Here is a 17816-nt window from a genome sequence, read left to right as displayed (position 1 = left end):
CGAGCGCTTTGGCGTGCACACGCTATCGAGCGCAGGCCCGGCACTGACGGGCTGTCGGCTGGCGGTGTGGGCGGTCAAGCCCCAGAGCTTTCGCGAAGCCGCGGCCGCTGCGGCCCCGTACCTGGGCGGCGCGCTGCACCTGAGTGTGGCCGCTGGCATCCGCTGCGCGAGCATGCAGGCGTGGCTGGGCAGCGAGCGCATCGTGCGCACCATGCCCAACACACCGGCACTGGTCGGGCAGGGCATGACCGGGGTGTATGCCCTGCCGGGCCTGACGGCCGAGGACCGAGCGCTGGCCGAGGCGCTGATCGCCGGCACCGGGCGCTGGGTGTGGGTGAGCGACGAGGCCGCGCTGGATGCGGTCACCGCGCTGTCCGGCTCCGGTCCAGCCTATGTGTTTTATTTTCTGGAGGCGATGCGCGACGCCGGCACCGCCATGGGGTTGCCTGCCAAGGTGGCGCTGGAGCTGGCCATCGGCACCTTCATCGGGGCCGCCCGGCTGGCCCAGGACGCCGGTGAACCCCCCGAGGTGCTGCGCGAGCGCGTCACCTCCAAGGGGGGCACGACCGCTGCTGCGCTGACCGCGCTGGAGGCGGCCGGGGTGAAAGATGCCTTCATCGGCGCGATGCACGCCGCGCGCCAGCGCGCGCAAGAACTGGGTGACGCCTACGGCGCCTGAGGCCGAGGGCACGGCTGTGCTTCACCCCAGCGCCTGCTGCGCCACCAGCCCGGCAAACAGGGTGGCACCAAGCCAGTGGTTGAGGCGAAAGGCGCGAAAACACCCTTCGCGTGTGCGGCCACGGATCAGCCAGGCATGCCACAGCACCTGCGCCGCCGCCGCGGCCACGGCAGCGGCAAACCACGGTCCGCCCGCATGCGGCCACACCAGCCCTGTCCACAGCGCCAGGTGCAGGACGTAAAACAGCAGCACCGCTGCCACATCCCAGCGGCCCAGCGTGATGGCCGAGGTCTGGATGCCGATGCGCAAATCATCGTCGCGGTCGACCATGGCGTATTCGGTGTCGTAAGCCAGCACCCAAAACAGGTTGGCCACCAGCAGCCCCCAGGCCAGCGCGGGCACCTCGCCACGCACGGCAGCAAAAGCCATGGGGATGCCGAAGCTGAACGCCACGCCCAGCACCGCCTGCGGCATCGCAAAGAAGCGCTTGGTGTACGGGTAGAACACCGCCACGGCCAACGCCGCGAATGACCACGCCACGGCAGCCGCATGGGTGGTCAGCACCAGCGCAAACGCCAGCAGCGCCAGCGCTGCGCCAACCGCTAGCGCCTCGCGCGGGCTGAGCCGTCCGCTGGTCACTGGGCGCTGCGCGGTGCGCTTGACATGGCGGTCGAATTCGCGATCGGCCACGTCATTGACACAGCAGCCGGCACTGCGCATCAGGATCGTGCCGGCGACGAATACCAGCAGCAGATGCCACCCAGGCCAGCCGCCGGCAGCCAGCCACAGCGCCGACAACGTCGGCCACAGCAGCAGCAACCAGCCGGCCGGGCGATCCCAACGGATCAGATCCAGGTACAGGGCCAAGCGCTTGCGCCAGGCGGGAGGCGGCGAAACAGGCATCAGGTCAGACGCTGACATCCAGGCAGCTCACAAGCGTAGATCGCATTGCGCAAGGCGGCGATGGCTTCGTAGCGGGTGAAGCTGCGTCGCCACACCAGCACGACACGCCGCGTCGGCGGCTCGCCAGCAAAAGGAATATAGCGGACATAGGCGCCATCGCCTGGCGCTCGGGCGGCGACGGTCTGACGCCCGGCTGGCTCCAACGCCCCGTCGGGCACCGAGAGCCGCGGCACCAGCGTCACCCCCATGCCCGCGGCCACCATGTGTTTGATGGTTTCCAACGACGAGCCCTCGAAGCTCTTTTGGATGCCTTCGGCATTGTCGGAAAAGCGCGCGAACTCCGGACAGACCTGCAGCACATGGTCGCGAAAGCAGTGCCCGTTGCCGAGCAACAGCATGGTCTCCCGCTTGAGCGCCTCCACGGTGACGCTGTCATTCGCGGCCAGCGGATGGTCGCGCGGCACCACCGCGACGAAAGGCTCGTCATACAGCGGCGCGATGGCCAAGTTGGTGTCGGGAAAAGGCTCGGCCAGGATGGCCGCATCCAATTCGCCCAACCGCAATTGCTCCAGCAGCTTGACGGTGAAATTTTCTTGCAGGATGAGCGGCATTTGGCGCGCGTGGTCGATGACCTGGCGCACCAAATCGGGCAGCAGATAGGGCGCGATGGTGTAGATGAGCCCGAGTCGAAGCGGGCCGGCCAAGGGGTCCTTGCCGCGCTTGGCGATTTCTTTGATCGCGGCGGCCTGCTCCAATACGATCTGGGCCTGACGCACGATTTCCTCGCCCAGGGGTGTGACGGTGACCTCGCTGGCGCTGCGCTCGAAGATTTTGAGTTCCAGCTCTTCCTCGAGTTTTTTGATGGCCACCGACAAGGTAGGTTGTGAAACGAAGCAGGCCTCGGCCGCCCGGCCGAAGTGGCGCTCGCGCGCCACCGCGACGACATACTTGAGTTCGGTCAAGGTCATGGGCTGACTCCATGGCACGGTTGGCCTGTCTGCGCAGCGGCTAGGCCGCAGGCCACCCATCGGATTATCGGATCAAGCCTTCAGATAGTCTAACTTGCCCCCCAGCCAGCGATCGAGGTGCCGCCGTGCCGATGCGGGATCGCGCTGCCACAGACGCGGGGCCCAGCGGCGCGCCCATTCGATTAGGGCTTCGTCGGTGTGCAAATCGGCAAACCGCAGCAGGGGCGTCCCCGACTGGCGCGCCCCCAAAAATTCACCTGGGCCACGGATGGCCAGATCGCGGCGCGCGATCTCGAAGCCATCTTGCGTCTCGACCATGGCCCGCAGGCGTTCGCGCGCCGATTCGCTGACGCGGCCCGACTCGCCGGGGCTGTAGAGCAGCAAACAGACCGAAGCCACTGCGCCGCGTCCGACGCGCCCACGCAATTGGTGCAACTGGCTCAGGCCAAAGCGCTCGGCATGCTCGATGACCATCAGCGACGCATTGGGCACGTCCACACCGACTTCGATGACCGTGGTGCTGACCAGCACGGCAAGGGCACCTGCGGCAAAGGCGGCCATGATGGTTTTTTTTTCAGCGGGCGGCAGGCGCGAGTGCAGCAGGCCGACCTGGACCGGGCGGCCATCCGCACCGGTGACGCCCTGCAGGGCGGCGGCCAGCTGGGCATGGGTGGCGGTGGCAGAGCGCAGATCGAGTGCCTCACTCTCCTCGATCAAGGGGCACACCCAGTACACCTGCCGGCCCTGCGCCACCTGCTGGCGGATGCGCTCTATCACCTCGGGCCGGCGGTGTTCGGCCAGCACCTTGGTCACGATAGGGCTGCGCCCGGGCGGCAGCTCGTCGAGCGTGGAGACGTCCAGATCGGCGTAGACGCTCATGGCAAGGGTGCGCGGGATGGGGGTGGCGCTCATCATCAACAGGTGGGGCTCCACCGCCCCGGCAGCGGACCCAGCCTTGTAACGCAGCGCCAGCCGCTGGGCGACGCCGAAGCGGTGCTGCTCGTCGATGACGGCCAGGCCCAGCCGCTCGAACCTGACCTGCTCCTGGATGACGGCGTGGGTGCCGACCACCAGCGCCGCCTCCCCCGCGGCGATGCGCGCCAGCATGGCCTGGCGCTGAGCGCGGGACTGCCCACCGGTGAGCCAGGCCACCCCCCGGCCCAACGGAGCGAGTAATGGCTCCAGCCACTGCACCATCTTGCCAAAGTGTTGCTCGGCCAGGATCTCGGTCGGCGCCATCAACGCGCACTGCCAGCCAGCATCGATCGCAACAGCGGCGGCCAGCGCGGCCACCACCGTTTTGCCGCTGCCCACATCGCCTTGCAGCAAGCGGTGCATGGGGGTGGGGCGGGCCAGATCGGCGGCGATTTCGGCCGCCACCCGCCGCTGCGCCCCAGTCAGCGCAAAGGGCAGCGCAACCTGCAGGCGCAACGGCAGACCGTCATCGGTCGCGCGCAGCACGGGCGCGCGCAGGGCGTCGCGTTCGCGGCGCGCTTGCACCTGGGCCAACTGCTGGGCCAGCAGCTCTTCGGCCTTCAGACGCAGCCACGCGGGATGGGTGCGATCGTCCAACGCCGCGCGCGGCACGCAGGGGTCCGGATGGTGCAAAAACCGCAGCGCCGCCTGCAGCGTCCACGGCTCGCCGCTGGCCCCCGGCAGATCGGCCAGCGCCTCGGGGGGGATGGTCTCGGCCAGATCGGCCTGCTGTAGGGCACGCGCAACCGTCGCCCGCAGATAAGCCTGCGGCAGGCCGGCCGTGGTTGGATAGACCGGGGTCAGGCCCGCTGGCAATGGCGCCTGCGGCGACAGCAGGCGGGGATGCACCAGCGTCCAGCCCGCCCAGCCCCCGCGCAACTCTCCATGGGCGCGCACGCGCGCGCCGACAGCCAGCGCCCTTTGGTGGCTGGGATAAAAGGTAAAAAATCGCAGGGTGCAGCGCCCCCCGCCGACCACGGCCAGGGTGGCGACGAGCTGGCGGCGCGGCCGCAGCTGCACCTCGCAGGCCAGCACCTCGCCCTCGATCAGGGCCTCGTCCCCATCGCGCGCGTCGCTCAGCGGGCGCAGGCGTGTCCAGTCCTCGTAGCGCAAGGGCATATGCAGCGCCAGATCGATGGGCCGCACCAGGCCCAAGCGCCGCAGCGCCCGCTGCGGGCCGCTGAGCCGCTCGCGCCCCGGGCCGACCGGCGCTGCGCCGGCAGCGGTCGGCGCCGCAGAAGAGCGGGGGCGGATTGCTGGCGTAGCGCGGGTCATGGACCGATCCTAGCAGCGCCTCTGGCGGCGATGCGCGAAAGCAACCGCCAGCCACCCGCGGGCCGCCTGTCTCAGGTGCGACCCTTCTCGCCCTCACCCGGCAGCGCCCAGCACACGCGGTCCCGCCCCTCGCGCTTGGCCCGGTACAGTGCAGCGTCCGCGCGGGCCAGGCAGCTTTGCCAGGACTCTGGTGCCGTGTGCACGGCCACGCCGGCCGACAATGTGACGGCCCGCTCGGCGATGCAGACCCGCTCGTGCACCCCCTGGCGGATGCGCTCCAGCACCGCCGCGGCGGCGGCGGCATCGCCCTGCCCCAGCCAGACGACGAATTCCTCGCCACCGAAGCGGTAGAGGCGGTCCGTTTTGCGCAAGGACGACTGCAGCACTGCGGCGATATCACGCAGCACGGCGTCGCCGGCCTCGTGACCGTGGTTGTCATTGATGGCCTTGAAGTGATCGACATCCAAGACCGCCAGCACGCCGGCGGGGCATCCGCAGCCGAAGGCTTGCGCAAACTCCGCCTCCATCAAGCGGCGGTTGCCGACGCCCGTCAGCGGATCGAATAGGCTCAGGGCCTGCCAGCGCTCGATGCGCCGATGCGCCTGCTGTGACACCAGATAGCCAAAGAGTCCGGTGAGCACATTGGTGATGACGAAAAAAGGCAGGCCTTCGGTGCCACCCAGCTCTTGCCACGACAGCGCCGCGGCCCCCACCACCGCAGCCGCCCCCAGCAGTGCCGCCGCCGGCGCGGGCACGAGGAAAAAATTCATGAGCACACCCGGGTACGCCCAAAACAGCGCCGCGAACTGGGCAGCAAACCCGATCGCCCACAGACCCGTGACGATGGCCACCGCCATCACCCAACCCGGCCAGCGCGTGTCGCGCGTGCGCCACGCATACCAGGCCGCTGCGCCGATGGTGACAGCCAAAAAGGCATCCGTAACAGCCGCCAACCAGTTGGCGGTCAGGGCACGATAGACCGCAAAGGGTGCCAGCCACACCACAGCCACCACGCCACCGAGCGTAATCACGGCCAGGGTGTAATCGTTGAGCAGGGCATCACGCCATTCGGCGCGCTGCGGGTTATCGCGCAACAGGGGGGATGCGACAGACATGGCCAGCGGGTCTCCTCGGTAACCGTCCGGATGCTTCGGGTGGCGTCCGTGACAAGCCGCCCATTGTGCCGAAAACGCCGCCTGCGCGCACGCCTGCCGGTCAGCCAGGCGGTGGCGTGCCGGGCGAACGCAGCACGCTCGTGACCAGGGCGATCACCGTCAGCGGCAGCACGAAGCCCAGCATCGCCGCGGAATACGCAGGCAGCGCCGCGTGGGACTGCGCCGCCAAGATCAGATACGCCGTGTACGCGACGTAGTAACCCAAAAAGACCGCCCCTTCCCAGCGCGCGATTTCGCGCCCGGTCAGAAACACCGGCAAACACGCCAGTGCCACCGCCAACATCACCCAAATGTCGAACGACAGCACCGACGGCACGATGGTGATGCCACTGCTGGCCGAAACCAAGCCACTCAGGCCCACACACCCCAGAATGTTGAAGGTATTGCTGCCCACGGCATTGCCCACGGCGATATCGCGCTCGCCTTTGAAGGCGGCGGCGATCGACGTGGCCACCTCGGGCATGGAGGTACCGGCGGCCACGATGGTCAGACCGATCACCACATCGCTGACGCCCAGGGCTTTGGCAAAGGTGACGGCCGCCCCCACCAGCCAGTCCGAGCCCAGGACCAGCAGTGCCAACCCAACGACCATCAGCGCCACCTGCACGGGCCAGCGGGCGTCCCACGCTGCCGCATTGGCCGGCTGCAGCTCGGCGTCGAACGCCGCGGCGTCGGCGGCCGAGGCGCGGCGCGACTGCACGATCAGAAACGCCGTGTAGACGATCAACAAGCCCAACAGCAGTCCGCCCTCCCACCAAGCGATGCGGCCGTCGAGTCCCAGCACCAGAAGCAGCACCGACGCGCCGATCATGATGGGCACTTCCTGCCGAATGAGCTGCACATGCACCACGAGCGGGGTGATCAGCGCGCTGGCACCCAGAATGAACAGCACATTGAAGATGTTGCTGCCCACCACGTTGCCCACGGCGATGTCGGTCTGTCCCGCCAGCACTGCCCCGGTGGACACCGCCGTCTCGGGCGCGCTGGTGCCAAACGCCACGATGGTCAGCCCGACGACCAGCGGCGAGATGCCCAGCGACAGCGCCAGCTTGGACGCCCCGCGCACCAGCGCGTTGGCCCCCACCGCCAGGGCAATCAAGCCCGCCACGAACCACACCGCTTGCACCCACATGCTTCAATCCCTCTCGGCAGCAGGGCGTGACTGTAGTCGATCCGGGCCCGGCACGCTCGATCAGCCCAAACGCTCGTACAGGGCCACGAAGGCCTGCGTCAGGCGGTGCCGCGGATCCAGGTAGATGAGGGGGCAGGCAGCCTCATGGGACTCGCGCACCTTGACCGAGGCGGGCAGGTACGGCTCCAACACCGGCAGCCCCTCATCGCGCAGAGCCTGCACGAGCCGCTGCGGCAGCGCAGCCCGGGCCTGAAACTGGTTGACCACGATGCCGCGCACCGCCAACGCCGGGTTGTGGTCGGCACGAATTTCGGCCACGTGGTCGAGCAGCGCATAGAGCGCCTGGCGCGAAAAGGCGTCGCAATCGAAGGGGATCAAACAACCGCTGGCACCCATGAGGGCACTGCGGGTGTAGAAATTGAGCGCCGGTGGCGTGTCGATCACGATGGTGTCGTAATTCGCACGCAGAACCGACAGCGCCTCGCGCAGCTTGTAGATTTTGTGACGCGCCTCCAGTTTGGTCTGCAGCTCTTCCAACGCGGGACTGGCCACCAGCACATCCAAACCATCGAATGGCGTGCGGCGCACATAGGATTGCGGCGCATCGCTGCGCAGGCTGTATGACAATGTTTGTTGGAAAAAATCCGCCACCGTCGGACCGGGTTGCGCTACGGCCTCGCCCAGCAGATAGCGCGAAGCATTGCCCTGCGCATCCAAGTCCACGACCAGTGTGCGCTGCCCCCGCGCCGCCCCAATGGCGGCCAGATTGCAAGCGATGGTGGATTTGCCCACCCCGCCCTTCTGATTGAAGACGACCAACGGCATAACCACACCCCCCGTACCACTGACGACCGGCCCCGCGCCAGCCGAGACCCGCATACTAATCGGCATGCCAGACACCGGCCTGACACGGCCGCGCGCCGTGGGACAATGCGTGTCCCTTGGACTTGGCACGGGCCTGTCCGGCCCTCGAGCGAGATGACAACCTTTTTACCCTGCGGCGCATCGGCGCGCACCTGGACCACCAGCGATTTCGATTTTCCCCTGCCCGCTGAACTGATCGCCCAGCACCCAGCGCCCGAGCGCAGCGCCGCGCGCCTGCTCGATGCTCGCCGCTGGCCGCCGGCCGACCGCATCTTCCGCGATCTGCCCGACCTGCTGGAGCCCAACGATCTGCTGGTCTTCAACGACACTCAGGTGATCAAGGCGCGTCTATATGGTGAAAAACCCTCTGGCGGGCGATTGGAGCTGCTGATCGAGCGGGTACTGGCCAACGGCGAGGTGGTCGCACACATGAAGGTCAGCAAGAAGCCCATCCCCGGCACGGTGCTGCGCATGGCGCCACAGGCCGATGGGCAGCCGGCCTTCACCGCCACGCTGTTGGGCCGCTGGCCTGAAGCGGATGGGCCGCTGTTTCGGTTGCGCTTGTCCGGCGATCCCTACGCATTGATGGCGCGCTACGGCCATGTGCCGCTGCCGCCCTACATCACGCACCCCGATACCGCCGAGGACGAGCAGCGCTACCAAACCGTCTTCGCCACCAACCCGGGTGCGGTGGCCGCGCCGACCGCAGCGCTGCACTTCGACGAGGCGGTGCTGGCAGCGCTGCAGGCGCGCGGCGTACAGCGCGCCCGCATCACGCTGCACATCGGTGCCGGCACCTTCCAGCCGGTCAAGGGGGAGGACATCCGCGCCCACCGCATGCACCACGAGCGCTACCACATCCCAGCCGAGACGCTGGCAGCGCTGGAGCGCACGCGCCTGAGCGGCGGACGCGTGCTGGCGGTGGGCACCACCACCGTGCGCACGCTGGAGAGCTGGGCGCGCAGCGGCGCCACCGAGGGCGACACCGATCTGTTCATCACGCCAGGCTTCGACTTTCGCGTGGTGGACCTGATGATCACCAACTTCCACCTGCCGCGCAGCACGCTGCTGATGCTGGTGTCGGCGTTCGCCGGTTACGAACACATCACGGCGGTGTACCGCCACGCGATCGAGCAGCGCTACCGTTTCTTCAGCTACGGCGACGCGATGCTGCTGCAGCGCTGTCCGACCGTCCCTGCTTGCGCTTGATCCTATGCTCCAGTTCTCCGTTCTCCAGACCGACCCAGCGCGCGCAGGCTATGCCGGCAGCCACGCCCGTCGGGGATGCCTCACGCTCAACCACGGCGTGGTGCAGACGCCCATCTTCATGCCCGTGGGCACCTACGGCACCGTCAAGGGCGTGATGCCGCGCAGCCTGCACGACATGGGGGCCCAGATCATCCTGGGCAACACCTTCCACCTGTGGCTGCGTCCCGGGCTGGAGGTAATCCGCGCCTTCGGCGGCCTGCACGGCTTCGAGCAGTGGCACAAGCCCATCCTGACCGACTCCGGCGGCTTTCAGGTGTGGAGCCTGGGCGCGATGCGCAAAATCACCGAGGAGGGGGTTCACTTCGCCTCGCCGGTCAACGGCGACCAGCTGTTCATGTCGCCGGAGGTGAGCATGCAGATCCAGACCATGCTCAACAGCGACATCGTCATGCAGCTGGACGAATGCACACCCTACTGGCAGGGCGACAAGGCCAGCGGCCACGTCACCACCGAGGCCGAGGCCCGCGCCAGCATGGAACTGAGCCTGCGCTGGGCAGTACGCTCCAAGGCGGAGTTCGAGCGCCTGGGCAATCCCAATGCGCTCTTTGGCATCGTGCAGGGCGGCATGTTCGAGCACCTGCGACAAGAGTCGCTGGAGGCGCTGGTGGACATGGACTTACCCGGCTACGCCATCGGCGGCGTGAGCGTGGGCGAGCCCAAGGAGGAGATGCGCCGCATCATGGCACACACGCCGCACCGGCTGCCGGCGCACAAACCGCGCTACCTGATGGGCGTGGGCACGCCGGAGGATCTGGTGGAGGGCGTGGCCTGCGGCGTGGACATGTTCGACTGCGTGATGCCGACGCGCAACGCCCGCAACGGCACCCTGTTCACCCGCTATGGCGACCTGAAGCTGCGCAACGCCCGCCACAAAACCGATCCGCGCCCGATCGACCCGAGCTGCACCTGCTATGCCTGTGCGGGCACGAGTGGCGTGAGCTGGAACGACGGTGGACGCGAGGGCTTCTCGCGAGCCTATCTGCACCATCTGGACCGCTGCGGGGAGATGCTGGGCCCCATGCTCACCACCATCCACAACCTGCACTATTACCTGAACCTGATGCAGGAGGTGCGCGATGCGCTGGACGCCGGCACCTTCGGGGCGTTTCGGCAGCGCTTTGCCGCCGAGCGGGCGCAGGGGGTGTGAGCCCGCGACACGGCACCCGCGACGGCAGATGGGTGCATGCCAGCGTCATTCACATATGCGCTCGTTGAGCCGCTGCAGACGGGCGCGCAGGCGCGCCACCTCTTCCTCCAAATCGACCACCAAAGCGGCCAGCTCTGGGTCGGCATCGAAGTGATGCTGCAGCCACGCCAGCCGCCGCACACGGCGCAGGGTGGCGGCGTCGAAATCGGCGGCGCCGTGCGTGTCGATCACGACCAAACCCGTGCGCACGGCCGCCTCCCACCACTGCGGCGCCACGCCGGCAGCGCGGCAGAGCGCCTCGGCATCCAACCCTGGCGTCTCCAGGGTCACCTCCACCCGCAATACGTCCGGCTCCATCAGCGACTCCTTTCCTCTTCCGCGGCGGCCACTTTGCGCGCATCGAAATCGGTCAACTCGGCCGCCATGCGCTCATACAGCGCGCGGGCACGCGGATCGTAGGCGCTGGGCAAGATGATGCGCAACTGCAAATCCAGGTCTCCTGGCTCGCGCGCGGGCAGCCCCTTGCCGCGCACGGTCAGCGTCTGACCGCCCTGACTGCCTGCTGGCACACGCACCTTCAGTGCACTGCCATCGGGCAACTCCACGGGTACCACGGCGCCCAGTGCCGCCTCCCAGGGCGCCAAGGGCAGCTCTGCAATCAGGGTCTTGCCCTGCAGCCGAAAACGCGGGTGCGGCCGGATGACCACCTCCAGGTAGAGGTCACCGGGCGGCTCGCCCGGCCCACCTTGGCCTGCCAGGCGGATCATCTGGCCGGCGCGCGCACCGGCCGGGATCTTGACCTCCAGCGTACGGGTGCGCAAGGCCAGTCGTCCGTGCGCATCCAGCTGTGGCACCTGCAGAGACAGGGTCTTCGTGCCACCACGCCAGGCCTCCTCCAGCTCGAGCGCCACTTTGGCGTGGTGGTCCTCGCCGCGCAACGGCGCGCCATGACGCGGGCCCCGGGCGGCGGCACGCGCGCCCGCCATGCGGCCGAACAACTCGCTGAAAAAGTCGCTGAATTCGGTGGCGTCCATCCCCTGCGGCGGGCCGTGGAATTCGAACCCGGCATCCCAGTCGGGCGGTGGCGTAAACGCCTGCCCCGCCCGCTGCCCCCGCCCCAGCCGGTCGTAGGCGGCCCGCTTGTCGGGGTCGGACAGCACCGCGTAGGCTTCGTTGACCTCGCTCATGCGCTGCGCCGCGTCGGGCTCCTGGCTGACATCCGGATGGTATTTGCGCGCCAGCTTGCGGTACGCTTTTTTGATCTCATCGGCACTGGCGTCACGTGCCACGCCCAGCACCGCGTAATAGTCTTTGAATTCCACCGCGGTCCTTTCCTGCCCAATGCACTCAGCTTCCAGGTGGGGCTGGGCGAGCGCCCTTTCAAGCGGGAGCGCTGCCGTCGGCCACAAACACCGTCAGCACCCCAGTGTAGCCATACAGGCGGTGGTGGGCGATCTCGCCTGCGGCAAAAAAACCGACCAGCGGCACTTCGCCCAGGGCATGCCGCACGATCTGCAGCTCGGCGCCAGGGGCACCGAAGTGGGGCCCGCCTCGGCCATTGCAGCTCACATACACCGCACCTGCCATGCGCTGCACGGGGTCGTCGGCGGTCTGCCCCTCCTCGGGGCTGAGTTCGTCGCGGATCTCGGCGCAAATGCGCACCAGGTCGGCCCGGGCGGCTTGCACATCGCGCACGCACAGCGTCAGGGTCGCCCCCACGGGCACCTCGTCGGCGACCACGAAAGCACGCCGCGCCGGATCCAGGCCCACCAGGTGGCGCACCAACAGGTCATCGCCCAGGCGCAGCGGCACGCGCGCCGCCTGCCCCATCGGAAGGGTCGAGACCCCTGCTGGGAGCCGCGATACTGGCGCCTGCAAACCAACCAGGGTCTGCCGCAGACGCGCAATCACCGCCGGCAAATCCTCCAGCGACAGGCCCAGTGTGCGCAGGAGCACATCGAGAGCGGGCTGACCGTCCAGTTGGTCCACACGGTGATCCTGTGCGGCCGTGACGCGGTAGGTGGGCGAGACGGCGCGCACCCCCTGCGTCACGCGCGAGACGATGCCCACGTCCGGGCCGAAGGCCACACCGCTCAAACCCCCTCGGAACAGGCGGGCGGCCGCCTCGCGCCCATGCCCGGCCAAACCGCCCCGGCTGGAGCGTGCGATCTGCAACGAGCCGGCACGGCTGGCCGCCAGACCCCCGAACAGATAGTGGCCCAGGGTGCGCTCGGCCAGCTCCTGCACCAGCTCCGCCACATCGGGCGCGGCAGGGTCGGCATGCACCAGCGCGGTTTGCGGCACGAAGCCTTCCGGTCCCCGGGTGGCCCCCAAGGGGGCCAAGCCGCTGAAGACGCGGTAACGGGTGGGCGCCAGGTCGCACAGCATGACCGCCAGTCCCGGCTCGTCGATGTATTCCACCCCGCTGGCGCAGATACCGACACCCACCGCCCCCACCCAGTCCGTCACCTGCGGCAGCTCGGCGCTCAGGTGATCCAGGATATCGGCCGCCGCACCGGCATAGTGATCGGTCAGGTACAACAGCCCCAGTGGGGTGACGGCCTGGCCCTGGCCCGCTGATTGGCGGCTGGACAGGCGGCCGTGCCCAGCCGGATCGGCAGGCGCTGCCGCAGCCAATTGGCCGCGCAGTTGGGCCAGCACCAACGCGGCGGCCATGGGCCAGTTCGGATGGGTGGCGTGGGCGTGCAGAAAGCGCTTCACCCGCGCGGCCCCCTTGACGGCGCGGTTCGCGGGTTGGGCGCAGCGGTACGCCCGCGCGGTGTCCGAGCCGCCGCCGCGGGGACGGGCGTTGCCCCCCCGGCGGCGGCTGCCTGTGGCCCCGGCCGCCGCTTGCTCGTGGCGCTGCCATCCGTGGGGGCTTGGATCGGTTGGGCGGCACGCACGGGCCGACTGGTCGGCGGCACGGGCGGGCTAGGCGGGGCGCTGGGCGTAGGTGAGTGTTGCGCCATCTCTTGCAGGGTGTTGGCGGCAATCGTCTGGAACTGCTCCGTCAGCGACCGCCACCAGCGCAGCGGATCCACTCCGGGCGCCACGGCGGGCCCGTTTGCCGGTGCATCGCTGGCCGAGGGCGAGCCCGCCGAAGCCGCTCGCGCCTCCGTGCCTGGGCTGGCCTGGGCGCCGGAACCGGCAAAAGCTTGAGCCATTTCGTTGAGACTGACGTTCATGCCCTTGAGCGCGACCAGCGTCATCTTCTGCACCTCCAGCGCCTGGATCGTCGCCTGCAGTGCGCGGGCGTTTTGTTCCAGCCAGAAGTGAACCGCCTTGAGGTCACGAATGCGCTGCTCGAGCTCATTGACATCGAACACCGGGGCTACCCATTGGGACATGGACGGCATATCCGCCGCCGGACCGTTGCCGGCCAAGCCCTGCAGAAAGGCAAACCCAGGGATGTACTGGGCGTAGGGCGCGAAAGCCGCCTGGAAAGGGCCGAAATTGGGCGAGGTCATGATGGAGGTCCTGTGCGCGGCATATCAGGCCGCGTACGCCGTAGCATGCCACAGCCACGCGGCTTCGGGCAGCCGTCGCCTGGCTGCCTGTGAGCAGCGCGCCGCACCCGGCGGCGCGCCGCCAGCCCTTGATCCGCATCAAAGGCCTGTGCGCGCGACTCGGCTGGCCTTGGTCACCGGCGGGAATCGGCGCCACAATGTCGAGCATTGACCCGCGCACGGGCCGCTTCCACAAGCTGACGATCATGAGCCTGCCCATCTCCGACACCTACGCCCAGCAATTACAACAGATGCGCGCCGACCTGATTGCGCAGATCCGAGCCCAACGGGGCGGCAAGATCGGCCGCGCAGAGGCAGCTATGGATCCGCACGACATTCAAAGCGGCGACTGGAGTCAAGCCGACAGTGAGCGCGATCTGGCGCAAGCGCTGGACGAGCGCGAGACCGCGGCGCTGCGTGCCATCGACGAGGCCCTGCTGCGCATCGCCAACGGCACCTTCGGGCTGTGCACGGACTGCGGGGCGGAGATCCCAGCCGCTCGGCTGCATGCCGCCCCGACTGCACAGCGCTGCATCGACTGCCAGGCCCGTTACGAGCGCGACCACCCCGGCGCGATGCCGTCGCTCTGAGCAGGGGTCCACTCGACGTCGATGGCGCCAAAAGGTGCCCGACCATCAGGCAGGCGGGCGTCGATGTGCACCCGATCTCCTGGGCCCAGCCAGGGGGTGCTGGCGCTCCCCAGGGTCAGGCGCTCGGCTGCACGGCGCATGGTCAAAGAGGCGTAGCCACGCGGCCAGGTGGGGGGATCGCCCGCCTCCTGCGGGGTAGGTAGGGTACCGCCAGCGATCACCGCCCCGGCGGACAGACCGCGGATTCGGGCCGCGCGGGCAATCAGCGCCCCAAAAGGTACCTCTTGGTCGGCCCCATCGGCAATGCCGAGCTTGCGCCCGTTCCACATCGTGGTCAAGCAGGCCGCCAGTCGGCCGCCGCGCCATGCGGGACCGACCTCGTCTGGCGTGACCACGCACGGCGCCAAGGTGACACCCCAAGGCCAATCGGGCTGCGAGTGCGCCTCGCCATGTCGCCAATGACAAGCCAGGGCCAGCAGGCGAACCGCATCCAGCGCGGCGGCGGGGTCCACCTCGGGGGAGACATCGCCGCAGATCACGGCCAGCGACGGCCCGACATCCGCCACGCCATCCACGGTCGGCAGCGGCCGTGTCGGCCCCCACAGGGCGTCGCTGCACCAAGGGCGTGGGTCGGCCCCGTTGTCCTCGGGGGCCAGCCACGCGATGGCGCGTGGCAGCGGTGCGGCGCACTGCCGCGGATCGAAAGGAAACGCATGGCGGGCCTTGCCCTGATCGAGCGACAGGGCCAGATCACGCAGCTGCGGAGCAATGAAATTCCAGTCGTCCAGTGCCTGCTGCAGGGTGTCGGCAATGCCACTGGCATAGTGTGCCAACGTGCCATCGCGCGAAACGACGACGAGCTGGCCATCGCGGCTGCCGTCGCGGTAGGTGGCAAGTTTCATGGGGGGTGTCTCACGCAAGCCGTGCGCAGCCGCTAGTATCGCGTCCATGAGGGTACCGCAATCGCGATGGGCGCGCGCACTGGTCGTCGGCACGGCGGTGGCTGCACTGCACACCGCCGCGATGGGCACGTCGGCCGCCACCGCGGCCGGCCTGCTGGCCGCGGCCCTGCCTGGCCCCGACCCGGTCGGGGTCAGCCACTGGCAGTCCCCGCCCGCGGGCCAGATGGAGTACGAAGTGCTCGGCGAAACCAAAGGCCTGAACTATCGGGCCAACGCCGTGTTGGACTGGCGGCCGGATGGCAGGCGCTACCGGCTAGAGCTGGCGCTGCGGGCTTTTCTGGTGGGCAGCCGCGTGCAGATCAGCCGCGGGGCACTGACCCCCATGGGCCTGCAACCCGCCCGCTTCGAAGACCGGGCACGGCGCGAGCGCTGGCTGACTTTCGACTGGTCTGCCGCGCCCGAACCCGGGCGGGCACGCACCGATGGCGACGCCTTTATCGAGAGCCTGCCCCTGGGCACTCAAGACCGGCTGGGGGTATTCATCCAACTGGGCGGCTGGGTGGCCGCCATGAAGCCGGGGCAGCGCTGGCATATCCCTGTGGCGGGTCTGGGACGGCTGGAGCACTGGACGGTCGAAGTCGTCGGACGCGAACCCATCACTGTCCCGGCGGGCCGCTTCGAGGCACTCCACCTGCGGCGTATGACCGAGGGCGCACAAGACCTGCGGGTCGAAGCATGGTACACCCCTGCGATTGCGGGTTTGCCCGTGCGCCTCCTGCTGCAGCAGCCCAACGGTGAGCGCGTAGAACAGCGGCTGCGCCGCTGGTATCCCGCCGCTGCCCCCCCTTGAAAAAACCCCGTCGTACACCGATATGTCCGTCAGGAAAGGTGATGTCGGCTCCAGCCCGTAGCGCCGGCATCATCTTCGGCTTGCAGGGGCTTTGTATTTCGAGGATATTGTGGCCATGCACATGCTCTACAACTCCGACAGCTTCGCGGTGGTCCACATTTTGGCCAACGCCCAGGAGATGGCGGGCGCAGCCGAAGGGGACAACCCACGGCCGGTGATGCCGCGCCACGGTTTCGAGATCGTGGACAAGCGCTCTGGCAAAGAGGTCTACCTGGACGGCTCCTGGGCTGAGCTGTTCCAGCAGCAAATCGAAGCGTGGCAACAAAACACCCCCACCCAGGAAGAGGTGGAGGACACGCTGGAGAGCTATGCCTCTCTGGCACAAACGCCGGTGGTGGTGCACTGACGTCCGGCGCGATCTCGGCGCGCCGGCGCCCCGTGCGCTCAGTCCTGCAGTAGGCTGCGCAGCATCCATGCCGCCTGCTCATGCACCGACAGGCGTTGCGTGAGCAGATCGGCAGTGGGTTCGTCGTGCGCCTCGTCCACCAGCGGGAAAAGGCTGCGCGCGGTGCGTGCCACCGCCTCGTGACCCAAGGCCAAAATGTGCACCATCTCCAGCGCTTTGGGTGGCTGCGTTGGCGCATCCGGCAAGGAGCTCAGGCGCGCATACTGCGCATAAGAGGCCGGCGCCACGCAGCCGAGCGCACGGATGCGTTCGGCTATCGGGTCGATGGCATTCCACAGCTCGGTGTACTGCTGCATGAACATCTCGTGCAGGCTGTTGAACATGGGCCCGGTGACGTTCCAATGAAAATTGTGCGTCGTCAGGTAGAGCGTGAAGGTATCGGCCAGCAGCCGCTCGAGCCCCTGCGCGATGGCAGCGCGCTGCGCCGGCGCAATGCCGATATCCGGCCCGGCCGTCCCGCCGCTGACCGCTTTGGTGATGCTTTTTTTGCCCATGCTAGAACTCCGATTCAAAAAAGGAATTGGCGCCACCTGCCATTGTGCGGCGCAGACCCGATAATAGTCGCATGGAATTCGACTCGGTCCGGCGGTTTTGCTTGCGCTGGAGTTCTGCGGTAGGTGCGGCGCTGGCCACAGCGCGTGGCTGGGGGCCCGCGCTCGCCTGCCTCTTGCCCGGGGGTGGAGCGGATGCGCGCTGCTGCGTGGCCGATCCCTCGATGCGGTTGGACTGGGTGCGCACTCGGCTGGCGGCCCTGCCCGATGGGGTTGAGTGGTTGCTGTTGGGCGAACAACACGACGCGGATGCCCACCAATGGCTGCAGGCTGCCGCCGTGCAGGCGCTGGCAACGCAAGGGCGCCTTGCCGCGCTGGTGTTGGAGATGGCCGAGCGCGGGCGCGACACCGAAGCGCTGACCTCCGACGCTGACGAGGCCGCCGTGCGCGCAGCGCTGGCGTGGCCCGATGCCGGTTGGCCGTGGCAGCGCCATGCGCCGGAGGTGAGGGCTGCGGGGCGCGCTGGCGTACCGGTGGTCGGTGGCAATTTACCGCGCCATCGGCACAGCGAGGTGATGCGCGACGCTGCCTGGGACGATACGCTGACCGATAACGAGCAGCGCG

Annotated in this window: 19 protein-coding genes; 7 read left to right on the top strand and 12 right to left on the bottom strand. The window is 68.4% G+C overall.

All coding sequences use genetic code 11. The features are described from left to right. On the top strand, positions 1–679 hold a 679-nt coding region (gene proC, locus P3W97_RS00095), incomplete at its 5' end, for a pyrroline-5-carboxylate reductase (RefSeq protein ID WP_300842956.1). 21 nt (positions 680–700) lie between these two features. Here the strand turns inward: proC and ubiA are convergent. The 6 genes from ubiA to P3W97_RS00065 form a co-directional block, all read right to left on the bottom strand. Next, positions 701–1600: a 4-hydroxybenzoate octaprenyltransferase gene (gene ubiA / locus P3W97_RS00090; RefSeq protein ID WP_300842955.1), complete on the bottom strand. Its 900-nt coding sequence runs from the start codon at positions 1598–1600 to the stop codon at positions 701–703. Continuing rightward, entirely contained in the window at positions 1582–2550 is a 969-nt protein-coding gene (locus P3W97_RS00085) for a hydrogen peroxide-inducible genes activator (RefSeq protein ID WP_300842954.1), read from the bottom strand. The genes ubiA and P3W97_RS00085 overlap by 19 nt, the downstream gene beginning before the upstream one ends. 72 nt (positions 2551–2622) lie before the next feature. Further along, positions 2623–4800, bottom strand: a complete 2178-nt coding sequence (recG, locus tag P3W97_RS00080) for an ATP-dependent DNA helicase RecG (protein WP_300842953.1) — start codon at positions 4798–4800, stop codon at positions 2623–2625. A gap of 71 nt (positions 4801–4871) precedes the next feature. Continuing rightward, the gene (locus tag P3W97_RS00075; RefSeq protein ID WP_300842952.1) at positions 4872–5915 is read right to left on the bottom strand and encodes a diguanylate cyclase; all 1044 of its coding nucleotides are present in this window, start codon (positions 5913–5915) and stop codon (positions 4872–4874) included. A gap of 100 nt (positions 5916–6015) precedes the next feature. After that, positions 6016–7107 carry a calcium/sodium antiporter gene (locus tag P3W97_RS00070; protein ID WP_300842951.1) on the bottom strand — a complete coding sequence of 364 codons (1092 nt, stop codon included), beginning with the start codon at positions 7105–7107 and terminating at the stop codon, positions 6016–6018. 60 nt (positions 7108–7167) lie between these two features. Next, the gene (locus tag P3W97_RS00065) at positions 7168–7932 is read right to left on the bottom strand and encodes a ParA family protein (RefSeq protein WP_300842950.1); all 765 of its coding nucleotides are present in this window, start codon (positions 7930–7932) and stop codon (positions 7168–7170) included. A 153-nt stretch (positions 7933–8085) separates the two neighbouring features. On the opposite strand from P3W97_RS00065, the gene queA reads away from it, so the two are divergent. Both queA and tgt read left to right on the top strand, forming a co-directional pair. Beyond that, entirely contained in the window at positions 8086–9180 is a 1095-nt protein-coding gene (queA, locus tag P3W97_RS00060) for a tRNA preQ1(34) S-adenosylmethionine ribosyltransferase-isomerase QueA (protein ID WP_300842949.1), read from the top strand. Between the two features lie 4 nt (positions 9181–9184). Next, positions 9185–10387, top strand: coding sequence for a tRNA guanosine(34) transglycosylase Tgt (gene tgt, locus P3W97_RS00055; RefSeq protein WP_300842948.1), 1203 nt, complete (start codon positions 9185–9187; stop codon positions 10385–10387). A gap of 45 nt (positions 10388–10432) precedes the next feature. Here the strand turns inward: tgt and P3W97_RS00050 are convergent, their stop codons facing one another. Genes P3W97_RS00050 through P3W97_RS00035 form a run of 4 tightly spaced genes read right to left on the bottom strand, consistent with a single transcriptional unit; the run spans position 10433 to position 13854 of the window. Continuing rightward, positions 10433–10744: a chaperone modulator CbpM gene (locus P3W97_RS00050; protein ID WP_300842947.1), complete on the bottom strand. Its 312-nt coding sequence runs from the start codon at positions 10742–10744 to the stop codon at positions 10433–10435. Then, entirely contained in the window at positions 10744–11709 is a 966-nt protein-coding gene (locus tag P3W97_RS00045; protein WP_300842946.1) for a DnaJ C-terminal domain-containing protein, read from the bottom strand. Before P3W97_RS00045 ends, P3W97_RS00050 begins: the two co-directional genes overlap by 1 nt. A 58-nt stretch (positions 11710–11767) precedes the next feature. Further along, positions 11768–13108: an FIST C-terminal domain-containing protein gene (locus tag P3W97_RS00040; RefSeq protein WP_300842945.1), complete on the bottom strand. Its 1341-nt coding sequence runs from the start codon at positions 13106–13108 to the stop codon at positions 11768–11770. Continuing rightward, on the bottom strand, positions 13105–13854 hold the full coding sequence (locus tag P3W97_RS00035) for a PhaM family polyhydroxyalkanoate granule multifunctional regulatory protein (RefSeq protein WP_300842944.1): 750 nt from the start codon (positions 13852–13854) through the stop codon (positions 13105–13107). Before P3W97_RS00035 ends, P3W97_RS00040 begins: the two co-directional genes overlap by 4 nt. A gap of 197 nt (positions 13855–14051) precedes the next feature. Here P3W97_RS00035 and P3W97_RS00030 point away from each other — a divergent pair, with 197 nt between their 5' ends. Continuing rightward, entirely contained in the window at positions 14052–14483 is a 432-nt protein-coding gene (locus P3W97_RS00030; RefSeq protein WP_300842943.1) for a TraR/DksA family transcriptional regulator, read from the top strand. Here the strand turns inward: P3W97_RS00030 and P3W97_RS00025 are convergent. Next, positions 14444–15385, bottom strand: coding sequence for a fumarylacetoacetate hydrolase family protein (locus P3W97_RS00025; protein WP_300842942.1), 942 nt, complete (start codon positions 15383–15385; stop codon positions 14444–14446). The genes P3W97_RS00030 and P3W97_RS00025 overlap by 40 nt on opposite strands. A gap of 46 nt (positions 15386–15431) precedes the next feature. Between P3W97_RS00025 and P3W97_RS00020 the strand changes: the two genes are divergently transcribed. Both P3W97_RS00020 and P3W97_RS00015 read left to right on the top strand, forming a co-directional pair. Beyond that, a complete protein-coding gene (locus P3W97_RS00020; RefSeq protein ID WP_300842941.1) occupies positions 15432–16235 on the top strand; it encodes a DUF3108 domain-containing protein in 804 nt (267 codons plus the stop codon). Positions 16236–16350: 115 nt separating this feature from the next. Continuing rightward, positions 16351–16641, top strand: coding sequence for a DUF3567 domain-containing protein (locus P3W97_RS00015; RefSeq protein ID WP_300842940.1), 291 nt, complete (start codon positions 16351–16353; stop codon positions 16639–16641). Positions 16642–16679: 38 nt separating this feature from the next. Here P3W97_RS00015 and P3W97_RS00010 read toward each other — a convergent pair whose 3' ends face one another. Continuing rightward, positions 16680–17195 (bottom strand): Dps family protein, encoded by a 516-nt coding sequence (locus tag P3W97_RS00010; RefSeq protein ID WP_300842939.1) that lies wholly within the window; start codon positions 17193–17195, stop codon positions 16680–16682. A gap of 221 nt (positions 17196–17416) precedes the next feature. Here P3W97_RS00010 and P3W97_RS00005 point away from each other — a divergent pair. Further along, positions 17417–17816, top strand: a 400-nt coding sequence (locus tag P3W97_RS00005) for a ChaN family lipoprotein (protein WP_300842957.1), incomplete at its 3' end; no start/stop codon positions are given.

It is taken from the genome of Tepidimonas sp. (genome assembly GCF_029335975.1).
Taxonomy (GTDB): Bacteria; Pseudomonadota; Gammaproteobacteria; order Burkholderiales; family Burkholderiaceae_C; genus Tepidimonas.
The sequence above is the reverse complement of the archived record's forward strand: the minus strand, read 5'-3'. Positions and strand labels throughout refer to the sequence as shown.

What these genes read in the sequence shown, in the direction of transcription:
- ubiA (WP_300842955.1), bottom strand. Translation starts at nt 1,600, where the DNA reads ATGTCAGCGTCTGACCTGATGCCTGTTTCGCCGCCTCCCGCCTGGCGC.
- P3W97_RS00085 (WP_300842954.1), bottom strand. Translation starts at nt 2,550, where the DNA reads ATGACCTTGACCGAACTCAAGTATGTCGTCGCGGTGGCGCGCGAGCGC.
- recG (WP_300842953.1), bottom strand. Translation starts at nt 4,800, where the DNA reads ATGACCCGCGCTACGCCAGCAATCCGCCCCCGCTCTTCTGCGGCGCCG.
- P3W97_RS00075 (WP_300842952.1), bottom strand. Translation starts at nt 5,915, where the DNA reads ATGTCTGTCGCATCCCCCCTGTTGCGCGATAACCCGCAGCGCGCCGAA.
- P3W97_RS00070 (WP_300842951.1), bottom strand. Translation starts at nt 7,107, where the DNA reads ATGTGGGTGCAAGCGGTGTGGTTCGTGGCGGGCTTGATTGCCCTGGCG.
- P3W97_RS00065 (WP_300842950.1), bottom strand. Translation starts at nt 7,932, where the DNA reads ATGCCGTTGGTCGTCTTCAATCAGAAGGGCGGGGTGGGCAAATCCACC.
- queA (WP_300842949.1), top strand. Translation starts at nt 8,086, where the DNA reads ATGACAACCTTTTTACCCTGCGGCGCATCGGCGCGCACCTGGACCACC.
- tgt (WP_300842948.1), top strand. Translation starts at nt 9,185, where the DNA reads ATGCTCCAGTTCTCCGTTCTCCAGACCGACCCAGCGCGCGCAGGCTAT.
- P3W97_RS00050 (WP_300842947.1), bottom strand. Translation starts at nt 10,744, where the DNA reads ATGGAGCCGGACGTATTGCGGGTGGAGGTGACCCTGGAGACGCCAGGG.
- P3W97_RS00035 (WP_300842944.1), bottom strand. Translation starts at nt 13,854, where the DNA reads ATGACCTCGCCCAATTTCGGCCCTTTCCAGGCGGCTTTCGCGCCCTAC.
- P3W97_RS00030 (WP_300842943.1), top strand. Translation starts at nt 14,052, where the DNA reads ATGTCGAGCATTGACCCGCGCACGGGCCGCTTCCACAAGCTGACGATC.
- P3W97_RS00025 (WP_300842942.1), bottom strand. Translation starts at nt 15,385, where the DNA reads ATGAAACTTGCCACCTACCGCGACGGCAGCCGCGATGGCCAGCTCGTC.
- P3W97_RS00020 (WP_300842941.1), top strand. Translation starts at nt 15,432, where the DNA reads ATGAGGGTACCGCAATCGCGATGGGCGCGCGCACTGGTCGTCGGCACG.
- P3W97_RS00015 (WP_300842940.1), top strand. Translation starts at nt 16,351, where the DNA reads ATGCACATGCTCTACAACTCCGACAGCTTCGCGGTGGTCCACATTTTG.
- P3W97_RS00010 (WP_300842939.1), bottom strand. Translation starts at nt 17,195, where the DNA reads ATGGGCAAAAAAAGCATCACCAAAGCGGTCAGCGGCGGGACGGCCGGG.